Source organism: Psychrobacillus sp. FSL K6-2836, assembly GCF_038003085.1.
In the GTDB taxonomy this organism is placed as follows: Bacteria; Bacillota; Bacilli; order Bacillales_A; family Planococcaceae; genus Psychrobacillus.
The window spans coordinates 1,701,854-1,719,681 of sequence record NZ_JBBOOM010000001.1; the positions used below are offsets into that span (position 1 = coordinate 1,701,854).

Annotated in this window: 13 protein-coding genes and 1 other RNA gene; 1 reads left to right on the forward strand and 13 read right to left on the reverse strand. The window is 37.9% G+C overall.

Translation table 11 applies throughout. From position 1 onward, the window contains the following. Nucleotides 1-751 precede the first annotated feature (751 nt). Nucleotides 752-2,215: a hypothetical protein gene (locus tag MKY37_RS07870; RefSeq protein WP_340775674.1), complete on the reverse strand. Its 1,464-nt coding sequence runs from the start codon at nt 2,213-2,215 to the stop codon at nt 752-754. A gap of 470 nt (nt 2,216-2,685) precedes the next feature. Continuing rightward, entirely contained in the window at nt 2,686-7,143 is a 4,458-nt protein-coding gene (locus MKY37_RS07875; protein ID WP_340775676.1) for a S8 family serine peptidase, read from the reverse strand. Nucleotides 7,144-7,867: 724 nt separating this feature from the next. Here MKY37_RS07875 and MKY37_RS07880 point away from each other — a divergent pair. Further along, the gene (locus MKY37_RS07880; RefSeq protein ID WP_340775679.1) at nt 7,868-8,242 is read left to right on the forward strand and encodes an SLAP domain-containing protein; all 375 of its coding nucleotides are present in this window, start codon (nt 7,868-7,870) and stop codon (nt 8,240-8,242) included. A 306-nt stretch (nt 8,243-8,548) separates the two neighbouring features. On the opposite strand, the gene MKY37_RS07885 is transcribed toward MKY37_RS07880, so the two are convergent. From MKY37_RS07885 to ssrS, 11 genes are all read right to left on the reverse strand, one after another. Then, a complete protein-coding gene (locus MKY37_RS07885; RefSeq protein WP_340775682.1) occupies nt 8,549-9,742 on the reverse strand; it encodes an MFS transporter in 1,194 nt (397 codons plus the stop codon). A 9-nt stretch (nt 9,743-9,751) separates the two neighbouring features. Continuing rightward, a complete protein-coding gene (locus MKY37_RS07890) occupies nt 9,752-10,162 on the reverse strand; it encodes a MarR family winged helix-turn-helix transcriptional regulator (protein ID WP_340775684.1) in 411 nt (136 codons plus the stop codon). 172 nt (nt 10,163-10,334) lie between these two features. After that, nucleotides 10,335-10,940, reverse strand: a complete 606-nt coding sequence (locus MKY37_RS07895; protein ID WP_340779869.1) for a flavin reductase family protein — start codon at nt 10,938-10,940, stop codon at nt 10,335-10,337. Nucleotides 10,941-10,959: 19 nt separating this feature from the next. Continuing rightward, complete coding sequence (locus MKY37_RS07900) at nt 10,960-11,898, reverse strand: ring-cleaving dioxygenase (RefSeq protein ID WP_340775686.1); 939 nt, start codon at nt 11,896-11,898, stop codon at nt 10,960-10,962. 13 nt (nt 11,899-11,911) lie between these two features. Then, entirely contained in the window at nt 11,912-12,532 is a 621-nt protein-coding gene (locus MKY37_RS07905; protein WP_340775689.1) for a nitroreductase family protein, read from the reverse strand. A gap of 15 nt (nt 12,533-12,547) precedes the next feature. After that, nucleotides 12,548-13,489, reverse strand: a complete 942-nt coding sequence (locus tag MKY37_RS07910) for a ring-cleaving dioxygenase (protein WP_340775691.1) — start codon at nt 13,487-13,489, stop codon at nt 12,548-12,550. A 325-nt stretch (nt 13,490-13,814) separates the two neighbouring features. Continuing rightward, a complete protein-coding gene (locus tag MKY37_RS07915) occupies nt 13,815-14,420 on the reverse strand; it encodes an NADPH-dependent FMN reductase (protein WP_340775695.1) in 606 nt (201 codons plus the stop codon). 18 nt (nt 14,421-14,438) lie between these two features. Then, a complete protein-coding gene (locus tag MKY37_RS07920; RefSeq protein WP_340775698.1) occupies nt 14,439-15,422 on the reverse strand; it encodes a ring-cleaving dioxygenase in 984 nt (327 codons plus the stop codon). Nucleotides 15,423-15,494: 72 nt separating this feature from the next. Then, nucleotides 15,495-15,923 (reverse strand): MarR family winged helix-turn-helix transcriptional regulator, encoded by a 429-nt coding sequence (locus tag MKY37_RS07925; protein WP_340775701.1) that lies wholly within the window; start codon nt 15,921-15,923, stop codon nt 15,495-15,497. 145 nt (nt 15,924-16,068) lie between these two features. Next, nucleotides 16,069-16,692, reverse strand: a complete 624-nt coding sequence (gene cdaS, locus MKY37_RS07930; RefSeq protein WP_340775703.1) for a sporulation-specific diadenylate cyclase CdaS — start codon at nt 16,690-16,692, stop codon at nt 16,069-16,071. Between the two features lie 934 nt (nt 16,693-17,626). Continuing rightward, nucleotides 17,627-17,821, reverse strand: a non-coding RNA gene (ssrS, locus tag MKY37_RS07935) — 6S RNA. Nucleotides 17,822-17,828: the final 7 nt, after the last annotated feature.

The window sequence follows — 17,828 nt, forward strand, 5'->3', positions numbered from 1 at the left end:
CCACTATGTCACGTTACGACTATATCACGACGTGACATAAATATGCAATAATTTACGGACTTGGTGGATATGTATTTTATAATCCTAAAGAAAAACCGAGCCCTGTTTCTATCCTTTTCGAAAGGCTTTGGACAGACTGGTTGCTACATTATTACCGAGTGAATTTTAAAAGAGGCCAGTCGTGACTGACGTCACGACTGGCCTCTCTTTTCTAAAGTAATCATATGGCGTTTATCTGTTCGTCACCCTCCTACAACTTCTATAAACAGATTAATGCTTTTTTGGATAACTAAGAGAAAAGAAACTTGCCTAATTATAAAGGAGAAGACAGTCTAAGAACGCGACATCGTGGTGCTCCTGCGCAAAGCTCGTCGCAAAATAAAGAAACATTTCGCAACGACTGCCTGACCCACATCCTGTGGGCCTCAGAAGATACAATTTCTGGTGCTATTCGCTTGTTTATTTGGTAAATACTTATTATTTCTCTTTATTTCCACTAGTATAAAAGAAAATCTACTTTCTTTCCCTATCATTGGATAATAGCATTTCTAAATTCAAAAGCGATTACAAATAATTAGATCACTCTCTAAAATCGGACCACTCTAATCAGCTAAGCGATAAGCTATGCTAAATTTTCTTGTGGAATACTACACCCTATATCGATTGGAGCGGAAATCACCTGTATTATTTATTCTTTAAAATCTTATGAACCTAGTATTCACTAGACAATTTTATACACTTCCCCATTTTTTTAAAGCGAAGAAATATCTTCTCCATAGATAGAAACGTTTTGCCTATCAGATATAAATTTTTGTCCATCCCATCTAAGTACTGTTTGAACATACCCTAAACCATCAGCATGATATCTTCCCGCAATTTCTTGAAAAGCCATCAGTTCATAGGTGCCATCCCTAGCAAAGTCAATAGGATACAACCCACTAACAGGGACAACCCACCCCTCTATCGGTTCCTTTAGAATTCCGTCTTCATCGTAAATTTCCGATAAATATTCATTTCCTTTATACGTTAAATCCAATATATATTGCTTGTTTGGATAGGAACTAACTACTTTGACCCGATAGTAGTTTTCATAATGGACTTCATATTTGGAGGTTTCATTGAACTCTTCTACGTTAAATACTTGCTGTATATTCCCATGAGCATAGGAAAAGACAAATGCATAAATAGTACCCCCACTTCCTCCAGTATCTATAACAACTAAAATGTCATCTACTTGGTCACCAGTAAAGTCACCAAGAAAAATGGTCGGGTTATAACCAACATTTTGGTTCATATAAACTTTCTCTAACGTATTTTCATGCTGGTACAAGACATTTAAAGTGATGTTCTGCCAAAATGGACTCCCTTCCGTCTTTTCTCCAGTTAGGTAAACTGTGTCCAAAAATCCATTCCCGGTCAAATCACCTCTGGAATATACAATAATCTCATCATTGTTATGACCATTATTTTGCATTTGCTCTAACACTTGCCGCCTCATATTTAGTAAAAACTCAAGTGAAGGGTACGGTTCACTGAAAGCCAAAGCCTTATCAATAGAAATCATAAACTGTTCCAAATCACCTGCCTTCTTTTGCGCCTCTGCTAAATAGTACCAATAATAAGAGAAATCATTGGATTGGAGTAGGGTTTCATAATAATCTTCTACTCTCTTAAAGTAATACGGATATACATCTTTTGCTAAAACAAGCTTATTTTCTTCAAAACGATATACATCTATTTTGTAGGCTTCTCCCGTATCATGAACCCAAATTGCGAGTTCATATTGACCATCAGGACCATATAGACCAGGCATGTCTTCTACTTCCAATCTACTATAAGCTATATTAGAAGTAGGAAGTCTTATAATTCCACCATCCACCCATTGCAATAAATCCAACTTGGACCATTCGCTACCTATTTGCCAACCGACAATGAGCGTATTCACCCAATTAGCTGTAATCGGCGCCGCCATTAGGCTTGAAATTCCATACCCACTTCCTTTTATGTGTATTAAAGGTAGCCACTGGTCATGGACATTTTTTAGAATCACTAGGTAATTTTGGTCTTTATATTTATATGCTCCGATTAATTCATTGATTTGATCGTTATCGATATCAGCCATTAACACTGCTGGATTATTAGGAAGTCCTGACAATTCAAGGATCGATGCGGTTGGTGGTAGAAAATTCAATAGCACATTCACATAATCATTCACATTTACACCCCTTTGAACCATCATATGCTTCAATAAGTAACCTATTTCTTTTCTTTAGGCAAAAAATACTTAGTTTCGGATTATTTCCTTGGACAAGTATTTTTTCAAATAAGAAAACCGGGCAAAAAAGATGCCCGGTCCTAGATCAAAACCTGTTTCTATCGTTTTCGAAGGGCTTTGAACAGACTTGACGCTGTATTATTACCAACATCTTTTTTTCGGTAATCTTATGGCGTTTGCCTGTCCGTCGCCCTTTTACAATTTTTAGAAACAGTATAGTGCGTTTTTGGATAATACGGTGAAGGTTCATCACTCACCTTGCTGAAAGCGTCCGCCTGAAATAGAAATCATCGGTACTAATCATTCTTTCCAGTCCCATGAACCCTATGTAAACGGTACATTTTTGTATTCCTATCTGTCAAAAAGATGCCGAAGAGGATATTTCCCTCTTCGGCATCCTTATATTAAACTTATTCTGCTAAATCTTTGACTGGCATTTCTACTTTTACTTCTGTCGCCTCTTCTTTAGATTGTTCCGTTGGTGCAGGAACATTGATAAATAGTTTGCCTGTAGCTTTTTGACGTGTTTCATTAGCAAACTCATCTACTACTTTTACTTCGATAACTGCTCCATTTGCAACAGTATCAGCAGGCACTGTCCAATAACCAACGTAATGTCCATCGCCCATTTCCATCATAGGTAGCTCTGTTGCATTGTTCAATTGTCCTACATTAGTTAATGGCATATGGATAACAAACGAAGGTTTTAACCCTGGATCGCTATCAAATTCAATTTTAACGCTTCTTCCTGTTGCCAAATAAAGATCACTTGCTGGCTTCAGGTTCGAAATTTCAGGTGCATTGTAATCTGCTGTAACAGTGACTGCTTTCGACACACTATTACCAGCTTTGTCACTAGCCTCTACTACGATTTCGTTTATTCCTTCGTCTAGAAGAATTCGTTTAGAGTATTTACCGTTCGAAACCGTGGCAGCTTGCCCATTAACACGAACGAACTCTAGATTTTCATCTGCAATGGTACCTTGAACAGTTACAGTTTCACGATTTGTTTTTTCTCCATTCACTGGATTATCGATAGTTAGTTCTGGCTTTACTGTATCCAAAATAACTGTGGCAGGATCGGATTGACCTGTTACTCGATCGTCCAACACAGAAACTGCTACAAATTCATTTGACCCTTCTGTCAATTCTACTTCAATAGCAAATTTACCATCATCACCAACAACTGCTGAGCCAGCGTCTTCTCCATTTTGCTTTAACTCAATTGTAGTTGTAGGTGAAGCAGTTCCTTCTACTATAAACTGCGGATCATTTGTTACTAAACCAGCCTCTGGTGAAGTAATAATTGGACCAACTACTTCATAGCTAACACGGGCACGAATCATATAATTTCCTTCTGCTGCTGGAGAAGGTGACCATGCTCCGGATACTCCTTGGTAACTTCTTTCTGCGTTTACTCCGTCTTCATCTGTTGCAAGTCCTGGTGAGTTCGGGTTTGCTACAGTTTGACGATATACCATATAGAAGTCGCCATTCACGGTGATATTGTGTTCCGTGAGGTCAACTACAGTCCATTCACCATTACGAAGTGCTGTTGCATCAATAGGACCCGCAAGTTTTTTACCAGGTGTCCCATCTGCTCCTGTCGCATCCCAAACTTCTACCGCAAACGCTGTGCCACCTGGACTTGGCCATTCTGTATCCCAGAAACGGAAAACTCCATCCGTAACAATTCCATTTTCTTTGCCTTCAGGAAGAGACATTTTTACTGCCCAAGCGTTTCCTGCAGCATTGAATGCACGTGCATTTTCTGCTGTTCCATCATCATATCCAATTTCTCCACCTGGATATGTGTAGAAAGGTTCTAGGGCAATATTTTGTGTTGTCGCGTCTGCACCAATTGTAATTGTTACTTCTTGGCTATGGTAGCCACGAGCAATTATTTTTAGTGTGTAGTCTCCCTCGTATGCTGTTAAAGAGTAATTACCAGATGCATCTGTTATTACAGGCGTTACATTTGCATCTTCGACAAGGATAATTGTTGCACCTTCAATCGCCTCTCCTGTCGATTGGTCCGTGATTACTCCACTTACCGTATTTTCTTCCATTTCCAACAATGTGAAATTAGCAGTTGCCGTACCATCTGCTTCTATCGTTACAGATTTTTCTTCAGACTCAAATCCGTACGCTTCTGCTTTAGCTGTAAATGTTCCTGCACCATGCGTAAGTGAATACGTACCATCCGCTGGGTTTGTATAAACTGAGCGACCAGACTCTAAGACACTTACTTGTGCACCTAATGGCAATAATGTAGGATTAACAATTGTATCTACTACTGGAGGTGCTTCTTTTACTGGCATTACCGGCTTAATTGTTTTAGGATCAATTGCTTCTTTTAATGACTTTTTATCTGTTTCCTTGTTATTACCTTTGTTTACATTTAATCCTTTATTACCGTTATTTCCATTGTTGCCGTTATTACCTTTTTTGCCATTATTTCCTTTCGATACTTTTCCAGTTTGGGAAATATCCGCTAAAACAACATCATCTAAATACCAGCCATTTTTCACAACACTTCCATCTGAAAAAGCGTTAAATCCGATGTATACACGTTGTCCAGCATATGCTGACAAGTCAACCTCTGCATCTATCCAACCGTCAGATGTGCCTTGAACCATTAAAAGTTGCGTCCATTCTACTTGATCTGTAGAGATAAATACATGACCATAATCCCACGCTCTTCCCGTGGAAGACTGTTCGAACTCATGCCATTGCTTGAATTGGATGTATGAATTTCCTTCAGGCAAATCTACTGGAGGCATAACAAGCGTCGCATTCATAGAACTTTCATACGTTCCATCTAAATTGGTAGCGTACACTTTTTCTCCAGACGCTGCATTTTCTGGACCCGTAGTTGGAGTACCCCATTCCCAGCTATTTTTCTCTCCGAAAGAAGTCCATCCAATAGGAGTTGCTTCAAAATCTTCTGAATAACCAACTGTGATTCCTGGATTCACTTGAATCTCGTATTCTTCGCTTACTACTTCATTATTCCCAAAATCATTTATCGTCCATTTGTAAGTAAAAGATTCCCCTGTTATTAATTCTCCAGGTACTACTACAGTATATTCACCATCCGTATAATCTCCAGATGTGCGCCCAGCTTCAATTGATTGCCATGCACCATCTGCATCTTTATAGTTTAAGCCAACTGATGAAACGCTGATGTTATCAGTAACGGAGATTGTTAGAGGTAAAGCCATTCCTTCATACGTCTCACTAGGAGCAGTATGTTCAAATACTGGAGCCTCTGTATCATCACCTTGCTGTGAAACTTGTCCTTCTAATGTTCCAAGACCTGTAATAATAGACGCCACTGCTTCATATGCATCTACTAAACCATGGCCATATCCGTGATTCGGAACCGTTGTATACACAGAATCTGTTAATGGATTGGCTGTAGTAAGCAGAATTTCTTCCATCTCATCCACTGTTATGTCAGCATCCACTTGTCTAAGCAATGCTGCTACACCTGCTACAGCTGGCCCTGCCATCGATGTACCATTCCAACCACCTTCATAAACACCTCCTGGTACAGATGAACGTATATTTACACCAGGTGCAGAGACATCCGGTTTAATTTCTGCATACGGAGAAGGTCCACGTAACGAGAAGTTTGCTACTGTATTATTAATATCCGTTGCTCCTGTTGCAAAAGACTCTGGATAGTTAGCAGGTGCTGCTACAGAACCTGCTCCACCAGGATTGGTAAGTGTAGTATTACCTGCAGAAAACTCCGGGAAAATTTCTGCTGCACGCCAGTTAACTACAACATCACGGTACCATTCATCAAGCCCTGCACCGCCACCCCATGAGTTGTTCACAACATCCGGAGCCATATCCACTCGTGCATTACCTTCCGCATCTGTTGGAGCTAATATCCATTCAGCTGCTTCTAGTAAATCTGTATCCGATCCTCCGCTTGCCGTAAAAGCTTTAACGGCAATATATTTTGCTCCTGGAGCTACCCCAACTTGGTTCGCACCATTAGGTTCACTACCAACCATTGTTCCCGTTACATGTGTTCCATGTCCTTGGTCATCATATGGTGTAGCCCGTCCTGCTGTTGCATCAAACCAGTTATAGTCATGAGAAACCGCTCCAGTCGCCTTATTATAGCCACGGTATTTTTCTTTTAAGGCTGGATGATCCCATTGGACACCTGTATCAATACTTGCTACTACCGTTCCTGCTCCATCAATGCCCATCTCCCATACTTCTGGAGCTTTGACACGTTCCACATTCCATTCAACATTTGCAGTTTCTGCTTTTGGCACGACTGCACTTTCTGTTTTTGTAGTAAATAATTGACGAGTTTCATTCGGCAAAATTTTCTCTACCTCTGGAAATGTAGCTAACTTTTCTGCAACTTCCTGCGTTGCCGTAACAGACATTCCGTTGACTATATAGTAAGATTCAACATCCTTCGCATTCCCTTTCGCAACTTCTTGCTCCAGGAACTCTGTGACAGTTTGCTGAGATTCTAAGGAAGTAGACTTCAGTTCTGATACAACTGCAGATCGTTGAATTAGCTTAGCATTATGAGAGGACAAATTTGCCTTTTCAGCATTTTCCCTAGCTTCTTCAGCTACTTGTAAAGAATCTGATTTCTCCTTGAATTTTATAAGAAACGTAACTTTATCATCACTTTTAAAACTTTCCAGTAATCGACTGTTTAGCTTGTCCTTAGCAGAAAGAGAATTAGAACTTGAATCCCTGAACGATTGGTGAAGTTTATTTGCTGTTTCTGCACTAACAACGTTTGGTGCGACAAGTGAAAACGTCATAAGTACGCTAGCTACGACACTTAGAACTTTAGTTTGACTTTTTTTCTTCCTCAACTTCATTCCTCCCTGAATTTTACTACGATTTTTTTTACCAATAGAACTTATAAAAGGGCATAAAAAAACACCTTCTCCTCCTTCCCAATAAATTTTGGTAAATAGAATCAATGGTGACAATCTAAATATCTCTTGGTGTAACTACAACAATAAAGGAATACAACTCTAATTTCTGTCGAACTCTGTCGATAATAATCCGAATTTTCAAAATTAATAAAAATCAACTATTTTTAATATTTTTTTAGTAGGTTAATAGTCGCTATTTAAAAAGTCATACAATGAGAAAATAATCCATAGAATCGTTGGCACCACTACGAATTGTAAAATTAATAACTTTTTGTTTGTTTTTTCATATTTTTTGTACTTTTTAAATAAATAAATATTTCTACCCAGTTATACAAAAATTAAATCGACCCAAAAATTTATCAATAATTTAAAGTAGACCTTATTGACTATATAATTTTTAAAAAAATTTTCTAAAACCTCTATTTTCAATGTCTTTTATCTACAATTTTCTTTTTTCTGCATTTCACAAAATTGACAGGACATTTTTATTATTAACACAAGTTACCATTAGCCCCTTAGACTCATTATTTTATTAAGTCTCTTATTTACCTAATAGCACAGAGCTCATTTCTACCATGCACCAAAGGCTAAAAGTTGAAAAATTTTACTCTGTGAAGTTCAATGGTATGGTTGAAGGAGATTATTTATTGGAGGAGTTTTATATATGCAAAAGTTGAAATTTGAATCTTCCTGGGGAAAGGCAATTGCTGTAAAGGATAAAGAACTAATAGCCGAGATTTTTCAAAATAGTAATACGGAAGATGGGCAAAGTATTCGATTGGTGCCCATTTGGGAAGCAATGAATTATAAAGGAGAGGTTTTGATCACTGTCCTAATCCATAACTTTATGGATACAGAGTTGACTTTTCAAAATCAAAAATTTACCTATATAGAAAAAGAAGCAATTATTGCAGAGCATATCTTTACTGTTCCTCAGTTAATTATTAAACGAAAAACTAGTATGCCATGGACGTTTATCTTTCCGATTGAAAGTTTGGTAATGAAAGAAATCCGTGGAAATGGAAAGTTAAAAATATAAACGAAAAACCACGGAAAATAACTACCTATACAGATGTAATTTCAAGTAAAAAGAAAATGAGACTGGGACAGAAGTAGAAATTTTATTGGATAAGAAACATTTACCGAATAATAGATATTTATTAAAATTGATTGAAATGGAGGGGCGACTCCTACGGGAATAGCGTGACGCCTGAGACTACAGGCTCAGGCCACGCCCGTGGAAAGCGTCCCTAGAATGGAAATCAATTTTGTGCACAGCAAAAAAACAGCATTTTTCTCACAGAGAAAAATGCTGTTTTGGGGTTCTGTCCCAGCCTCTTTGTTATTACAAGGCTGTTTTTATTAATTCTTTATCTTTTCTACCATGTAGTAAATAGTAAAGTGGGATACAAATAATAATTACTACTACCATTGCTACAAAGATTGCACGATATCCGGTCTCTGGCACGATGAATCCTAAAACGTAAGGTCCTATTCCTAAACCGAGATCAAATAGGATAAAATAGGTTGCAGTAGCTAAACCGAATCGGTGGGGCTTTGTCACTTTAACCGCGACCGTTTGTGCAACAGAATTAAAGTTGCCATAACCAAAACCTATAAAAGCTGCTGCAAGAAGTAACATCCATCCTGCGGAAGCTTGGCTAAACAAAAACATGCCAATAGCAAATAGAGCAATGCACGGGTAAACAATAATGTTTGCACCTCTAGAATCCATTAATTTACCTGTAAATGGACGGGAGAAGATAATAACAATTGCATAAACTAAGAAGAAATAACTCGCTGCACTAACTAGATTAATGGACTCCGCATAAAACGACAAAAATGTCATTACGCCTGAATAACTAAACCCGATGATCAATGCAATAAAAGAAATAGGTACTGCCTTCGGTTCGATAAATTGAGATAAAATGGAGCTTTTTTCTTCTGTTAAATCTGGTTGTTTAATAGGAGGTAACTTTAGTTTCACAGCAGCAAAGAATAATATACATATGATAGACAAAACTAAGTTCATTGTGAACATGATAATAAATCCATTGTCCATTTTCAACAGTAGAATTCCGATAAACGGTCCAATAGCTGTTGCTAATATAGCACTTAAACTAAAATAACCAATCCCCTCTCCTTTACGAGCACTTGGCAATATATGAGCCACAATGGTACCCGTTGCTGTACCAATAATTCCAACAGCAATCCCTTGTGCTAATCGGTTAGCCAAAAGTAGTGGAATACTGTTCGCCAAGAAGTAAAGTCCTGATGTAATTGTAAAGAAAGTTAAACCAATCCATAATATTTTAATAGGTCCTTTTTGTCCGATGAAACGTCCGGCACTAATTCGCCCCAACAATGAACCAATAATAAAAATACTTGATACTAAGCCCGCCGTACTAGTAGTGGCCTCAAATTCCGATTTTGCATAAGATGCAATTGTTACCATTAACAAAAAGAATACTAATGTTGCTAAAAAATTTATCGTTGAAACGATTATAAAATCCTTTGTCCAAAGTTTTTCCTTGTTCATGAATTACCACTACTTCCTAATATTTTGTTGCAACTTTACTAAAACCTTTTCCACTATCTCACATTCCTCTTCAGTTACGCCTTCTAAAAGCGAAGATTGGAAAGTATGAACTGCCTTTTTTAATTGTTGATATTTAACAATACCTTCCTCCGTTAAATGCATTACTTTCTTTCGCTTATCTGTTCCATAAACTACGTATATCAAATTTTGATCAATAAGTTTCTGGGCAAGTGCTGTGACTGAAGGCTTCTCAACACTCCAATACAAAGCAATTTCTGAATTTGTCGCAGGACCAACTTCATATATATATCGGATCAATCCCCACTGTGCTTCTGACATCTGAAAAGGACTCAACACTTGCTGGAGACCATTCGCATAAGGTCGCTGAAGAATTTTAAATTTAGCAAACATCGAATTCATATTAACCCCTCCTTTATTATTATGTAAATTAGTTAGTTAGTCTAATTAATTAAATAACATTTTTTTGATTTTGTAAAGTGTTTAATAATTCATTCTTTTTGCAGTGTGAATGCATATAAAAACACCCTTACCAATTTGGCAAGAGTGCTGTAACAGCCTGTAATAAAACTCACTATTTAGGTCTTTCTATTGAAAAGATATCTCCAATTTTTGCATAGCTATTGCCGGCTAAACGACTGACAGCATTTAAACCTCTCGGATCAATCCGCCCATCTTCATAAATTGCTTCATCTAAATGAAACCGTACAACTTCCCCAATGAATAAATCACTACCCGGTTCTTCCCCTCCTAGAGGAATTGCTTGTACTAGTCTGCATTCCATGCGAACTTTTGCTTCCTTTACACCCGGTACAGAGACATTTTCACTTGGTACAAGTGTTAGATTCGCCAATTCGATTTCACTTTCTGATGCAGGTAATGAAGCCGCTGTTTCATTGATTTTCGCTACATTCTCATCATCCACAATATGCACAACAAATTGTTGGTTATTATAAATATTACGAGCAGTATCTTTTACTTGGCCACCCGATCTTTGGATAGCAAGTGACACCATCGGCGGGTTGGATGAAACAATATTGAAATAGCTAAATGGTGCCCCATTAACAATTCGGTCCTCAGATTGTGTGGTAACGAAAGCAATAGGTCGAGGGATGATGGAACCGATTAAAAGTTTATAATTATCTCGCTCACTATTTTGTTTTGGATCAATCGAAATCAACATGTTCTGCCCCCTTTTATTAGTCGATTGGACGCACTTGAATAGGAATAAGTGAATTAACTAATCGCTCACGGTGTTGTTCATATTGTGGGGGTAACATTAACTGATTCCCCATTGTTTCCAGTGTTTCATCATGTGCAAATCCTGGTGGATCTGTTGCAATTTCAAATAGAATTTCCCCTGATTCACGGAAGTACAATGCGTTAAAGTAGTTACGGTCTTTCAACTCGGTTACATGTTGACCAAGATTCATGGCATGTTGTTGCCATTCAGCATGATCAGCATCATCCTGTGCACGCCATGCAATATGGTGAACGGTGCCAACACCTACCCCGCCTCTTACACCGGTGACCATTTTTAAATCTATAATATTGCCGATATCCGCTGAAGATCTAAAGCGTGTATAATCACCCTCGGTTCCAACCACTTCAAGCCCCATTACATCCGTTAATGTTTTAGTCGTTTCTTCTGGTCTGCTTGAGTAAAGTGTTGCACCACCAAAGCCTTTAATCGCGACTTCAGGTGTTACTCCTCCAAATGTCCAGTTGTTTTGTTCACCTTTTGTTCGTTCAACAAGTTCTAGATGTAGGCCATGTGGATCATCAAATTGAATTACGTGTTCACCAAAACGCACGGCTTTTTTAAATGGAATCGCAAATGTTGCAAGTCGATTGATCCAAAAACTTAATGATCCTGTTGGTACTACATACGTAGTAACTCCCACTTGACCATCCCCAATTTGTCCTTGATAAGCATTTGCCCAAGGGAAAAAGGTAATAATTGTTCCTGGTTTTCCCCCTCCATCTCCAAAATATAAGTGATATGTGCCAGGATCATCAAAATTCACTGTTTGTTTAACTAAACGTAAACCTAATACACCTGCATAAAAATCAATATTTTCCTGTGGATGACCTACGATAGCTGTAATATGGTGAATTCCCGCAGTATGTTTTTTCATCATTATTTCCTCCCTATTTGATAAATTTCACAAATTCATCGACTGGTTTACGGTAACCACGTAAACGTCGACTACTTAGTTTTTCTTTTCCTATAGTAATCATTAATACTACTTCATGTGTGTCTGGAACTTGGAGTAATTCACGTATCTTCTCCTGGTCAAAACCAATCATTGGACAAGTATCCCATCCACGATTTTTTGCAGAGAGCATAAACATCATGGATGAAAGTGATGCATTTCGAATCGCATCCTCCTTCATAAATTGCTCCCCTTTTTCTTCATAGAACTGGTTATTCTCCTGAATCATTTTGTTTAATTCGAAATCTGTAATGATTCCTAAGTCTCTCATTCCTTCATGTAGGCGTTCTGTTTGGCGATAAGCATATCGATCCGCTAATACTAGAATAACTGCAGATGCGCTGTGTACCTTGTACTGTCCATTGGCAGCTATTCGTATATTTTCCTTCATCTCTTCATCTAAGACAACCACATATTCTGTATGCTGTAAGTTAAAGGCAGAAGGAGTAAGCTTTAAATCATCAAAAATGGGCTTTAAATCACTTTCTGTCATTTTCACTTCTTTTAAAAAGTTACTTGCAGATCTACGTATATCTATTAGTTTTGTAAAGTCCATGTCCATTCCCTACCTTTACTCTATTGGTACCAATTTTGCTTCAATTTCCGCTCGCTTGCCTTCTAAAAATGGTGGTAAGTCTAGCTCTTTACCAAGGGATTCAATGGTTGAATCCACTGTAAAACCTGGTCCATCTGTCGCTAACTCAAATAAAATCCCATTTTCTTCTCTAAAATATAAACTCTCAAAATAGTAACGGTCTGTTATTTTCATAACTTCAAATCCAAAATCTTGAATACGGTCTTGCCATTCCCTTAGTTCCTCGCCATCTTTTACACGGATAGCTACATGATGCACGCTGCCTTTTCCAGGTTTTTCTTTTGGACCATCTTGCTCCACAATGACAATTTCACCAAAAGCCTGACCTTTTACCGACTGGTAGATAGCTTCGTTTTTATTACGTGTAGCAAGTTCATACCCAAACAGTTTTTCTAATGTATTTGCTAAGCTATTAAGTGATTGTACGGTCATTTCTACAGCACCCATTCCCAGAATACGATGCTCCTCTTCAACGATTGAATCATTCCAAGACTGCCAATACGCTGGTACTTCATCGCCATTATTATTTAGAAGGACAAGTCGTAATCCCTCACAATCTTCAAAGTGGAGTGCGTCACGTCCTGCGTACTTGGTCAGCTCCCCATGTTGCACATCGAGTAATTCAAATCTTTTCTTCCAATATAGTAAACTGTCATAAGACGGGACAAGTAAGCCAATTCTCGTTATGGCATTCGTTCCTCGTTTCGTTCTTCCTACCATAGGGATTTCAAAGAAGGATAACTCTGTTCCCGCACTGCCCGTTAAATCCCCATAGAAGAGATGATACATACTAGGATCATCTTGATTAACTGTTTTTTTCACTCTACGAAGCCCAAGCACTTTTTGATAAAACTGATTGTTTTGTTGTCCTTTTTTTGTAATCATCGAAACATGATGATGTCCTGCTATCTTGTTCATCTTAGTTCCTCCCATTTTCTGTTTGGATAAATTCTGAACAAAACCTTCAATCTGCTTGATAGCGTTTAGCTCAAAATTTATTCGAATTTATCTAAAAACAAAATGTACATGCGCACATGCACATTTTGCTATTTTTATCAATTACACCTAGGCGTAATTGCGTCCAGATTTTGAATCGAGCTTGCACGATTCAAAATCTATAACATCCGCCAGAAGCTTTATCATCCTTCAGCGGGCGTTTGGTTACCTGCTGGACAAGATAATAAAACCACATTCATCTAATTACCCACAGAGGTGGTAGTTTTCTGCTGAAGGAAGATAATAATTATTTACGTATTGTATTTAATGCAGTTGTCCAAGGGATAACTTGGTCTAGCATTTGGTTGACTGAATCAGCTTGAACTGCAGCTGGTTTGAAGTCTGTACCGTTTTCGAAGTCTGTAAATAATGATAATGCTGGATGTACACGAACATGTGCTACAAGTAACTCACTTAAAATCCCACGTAAATGTTCTGTTGCACGAGCTCCTCCAACAGAACCGTATGATACGATACCTGCCGCTTTGTTGTTCCACTCTTCACGTAAGTAATCTAATGCATTTTTAAGTGCTCCAGTGATTGAGTGATTGTATTCTTGAACGATGAATACGAAACCATCTTGTTTTGAAATAATTTCAGACCATGCTGCTGCGCCTGATGCGTCCCCACCAGCTTCACCTAAAAGTGGTAATTTGTATTCTGCGATATCGATAATAGTATAGTTTGCATCCCCACGTTTATCTGCTAATTCTTTTACCCATGCTCCAACTTGTGGACTTACGCGTCCCTCACGTGTTGATCCTAAAATAATACCTATATTTGATTTTGTCATTGTTTTATCCTCCTCATGTTGTTGTTCTTGTGTTCCAAATAATTTATTTAAAAAACCCATTTTTTTAATTTCACCTCCTTATAAATACTCTTTCTCTATGTTAAGCGTGCTCCGCACTGTATTGATCGGTCGTACAGATGCCTCAATTTGTTCTCTTTTTCCTTCAAGGAATGGCGGCAACGACAGTATTTCTCCTACTGTTTCGTAAGGCTCGTCACCCATAAATCCAGGTCCATCTGTTGCCCATTCAAAAAGGATGCCAGGTGCTACACGTGCATATAAAGATTCAAAGAAAAAGCGATCCACATACCCGGAAGTACCAAAACCAGCTGCTTGCATATGGTCAATCCATTCATATAGCACTTTCGTGTCTTCTACGCGGAATGCTGCGTGATGTACTGTTCCGTATCCTTGGCGACCTGCTGGCAAAATCGTATTATGTTCCACAATTACTTGCGCACCATTGCCACCTTTGCCAACTTCGAATAAATGCAGTGATCCTTCTTGTGCAATTTCACTCATTAACATTACTTTTTCCAATACTTCTTTAAAGTAATCAAATTGTGCGATACGAACATGAATTGGTCCTAAACCTTTAATCGCAAATTCCAATGGAATTGGACCATTTTGCCAAGGTGTCCCTGATTCAATGCCCTCATTAAATTCATCAGAAACCAACATATATTGTTGGTCATCAAAGTCCACAAATGAAATTGTCTTCTTCCCAAATACTTCTTCTATGCCCGTATTCTTTACTTCGTACTTATCAAAGCGTTTCACCCAGTAATCAAGTGCCGCATCTGTCGGTACGCGGAAAGCCGTTTTATAAATCTCGTTCGTTCCATGTGTTCCTTTTGGAATACATGGAAAATCGAAGAATGTCATATCGGTACCAGCTGACCCTTTATCATCTGCGAAGAATAAGTGATACGTCTGAATATCATCCTGATTGACTGTTTTCTTTACTAGACGCATTCCTAATACATAGGTGAAAAATTCATAGTTTTTTTCTGCACTACTTGTTATAGCTGTTACATGGTGTATTCCTTTTAAATGATCCATTATGCTTCCTCCTTTTGTTTACATTGAATTAATAATTCTCAAATCTGAGATAAAAACCAAAAAAATTTATATTTATAAAGCATGATTCTCGACTTTTTTTAGTAGTTCTACCATTTTGTTCATATCCGCTTCTGTTAACTTACCAAAGATCTCTTCAATCTTCTTCTCATATGGAGGAAAAATTCGCTCCACAAGTGCCTTCCCTAGACTCGTCAAACTAGCATAAGTCACACGACGATCTTTCTGACATGCTTTACGAACAACAAACTCCCTCTGTTCTAGCTTATCTATTACATAAGTAATACTACTACTTGAAATAAGAGCCTTTTTCCCAATCACTTGAATCGGCTGATCGCCTCTTTGATAAAGTAATTCTAATACTGCAAACTCTGTAGGATTCAATTCATATTTAGCTGCATCTTTTCTAATCACTTCTTGAATCGACTGGGAGGCACGAAGGATAAAGGAAACAGCATTCAATTTTATTGGAGTTAGTTCCAATCGTATCACTCCTCTAATTTACCTTTAATTAAAGTATCTTTAATTCGAACTAAATATAACATGAATTCATTTTCGTTGTCAACACTTTAACTAATATTAAATAATACTTAAGTCAAACCCTCAATTTATGTGACGATTTGTATACTCAATTGATAGAGCTGCTCACACTTATAGGGAAAAGACTTCCATCTATTGTAAATGAAATAATTCCCGACTCCTCTGAAACTACTAGAACTAACGCATCACATTTTTCTGAAAGTCCTATTGCAGCACGGTGACGGGTACCAATTTTCTTTCCACCTGACACTATATTAGATAAAGGAAGAACGTTCGCTGCGGAATATATTTTATCTCCTCTTATTAACACAGCACCATCGTGTAAAGGATTTCCAGGATAAAAGATGGATTCTAATAATGATTGGGTCAATGTTGCACCAATAGCCGTACCAGCTCGAATTAATGGGTCCACTTGGTCCTTACGCTCAATCACGATTAAAGCCCCATGTTTTTGATGAGACAAATGCTGAATGCAAGTAGTTATTTCCAAGTATTTATCAGTATAAGGGGATAAATAATTATTTAGATAAAAAGAAGCAGCCATCGTTTCTACTTCTTCAAATTTATTCTTGAGATCCTTAAGCTCCCCCAAAACACAATAACTATCATTATTTAGAGTTTTTATTCCTTTATTTATCTCAAATGATATACTTTCTAAGATTTCCGTTAATTGTTTCTTCAATGGTGTTAAATCAAACGTATTGTGAGACATATTAAAGGTACCCCTTTTCAAAATTATAACCACAGCTTACTGGGTACCTTTAACTTTACCCAAAACACAGTAAAGCATACTTACATTTTCACAGGACCAAACCCATTTAATACCTGGCGTACTCTTCTATGGTCATCTGTAAAAAAGCAGTGGCTGCTGGTGGCAATGTGGTACTTTTCATATAGCTAATAACCACTGTATTTTTGAATGTAGAGTCTCCTAGGGGAAATAAATTAGCCTCTGTTATGTTGTAAATAATTTGTCTAATTACGTTTTATAATAATTTACCTCAAATTTTAACCCCATAAAAATCTGCACAAAAAAACCGGGCAACATACCCGGTCCTTAAAGGTCAAAACCTGTTTCTATCGTTTTCGAAGGGCTTTGGACAGACGTTCACTTAGCCTTTGTACTCCACCTAAAACGGAAATCAGCTGTACTATCCCTTTAATAAAGTCCCACGACCAAGTGTTTACGCTACATTTTTAAATGCTTTCTTATTTATCAAAAAAACACCCTTACCATTCCTGGCAAGAGTCCTCTATAAACGTTGCTATAAAAGTCTTTTTAAGTAAGCCGTCTTTGCCGTACATTAAGGAAGTACTACACACTAATGGATTGTAGTGGAAGGTGGCGACTCCAGCAGGATCAGTGAGACAGATGAAGCATCACAACGTACCCGAAGGGGCGGTGATGGTTCATCGCTCACCCTGCGGAGGCCAACAGGATGTTGTCACGAAGGCATTGCCACATGACGTGGCGCACTTAGCCTTTGTACTCCACCTGAAACGGAAATCGGCTGTACTATCCCTTTAATAAAGTCCCACGACCAAGTGTTTACGCTACATTTTTATATACTTTCTTATCTATCAAAAAAACACCCTTACCATTCCTGGCAAAAGTGCTCTATAAACGTTGCTATAAAAGTCTTTATAAGTAAGCCGCCTTTGCCGTACATTCATTAGAAAGTTTTAAACCACCACTCCTCAAAGTGGGTGTTCGCAGATACTATCCTGCATGTCCTCATTGTCTTAAAGAGAATAAGGCTTGTCATTCCAGCTCTATATAAAACTCCCTGTTACAGCTTAAAGGTTAAAACTTAATATCCATACGTACAATGCAGCTTATGTTTATAT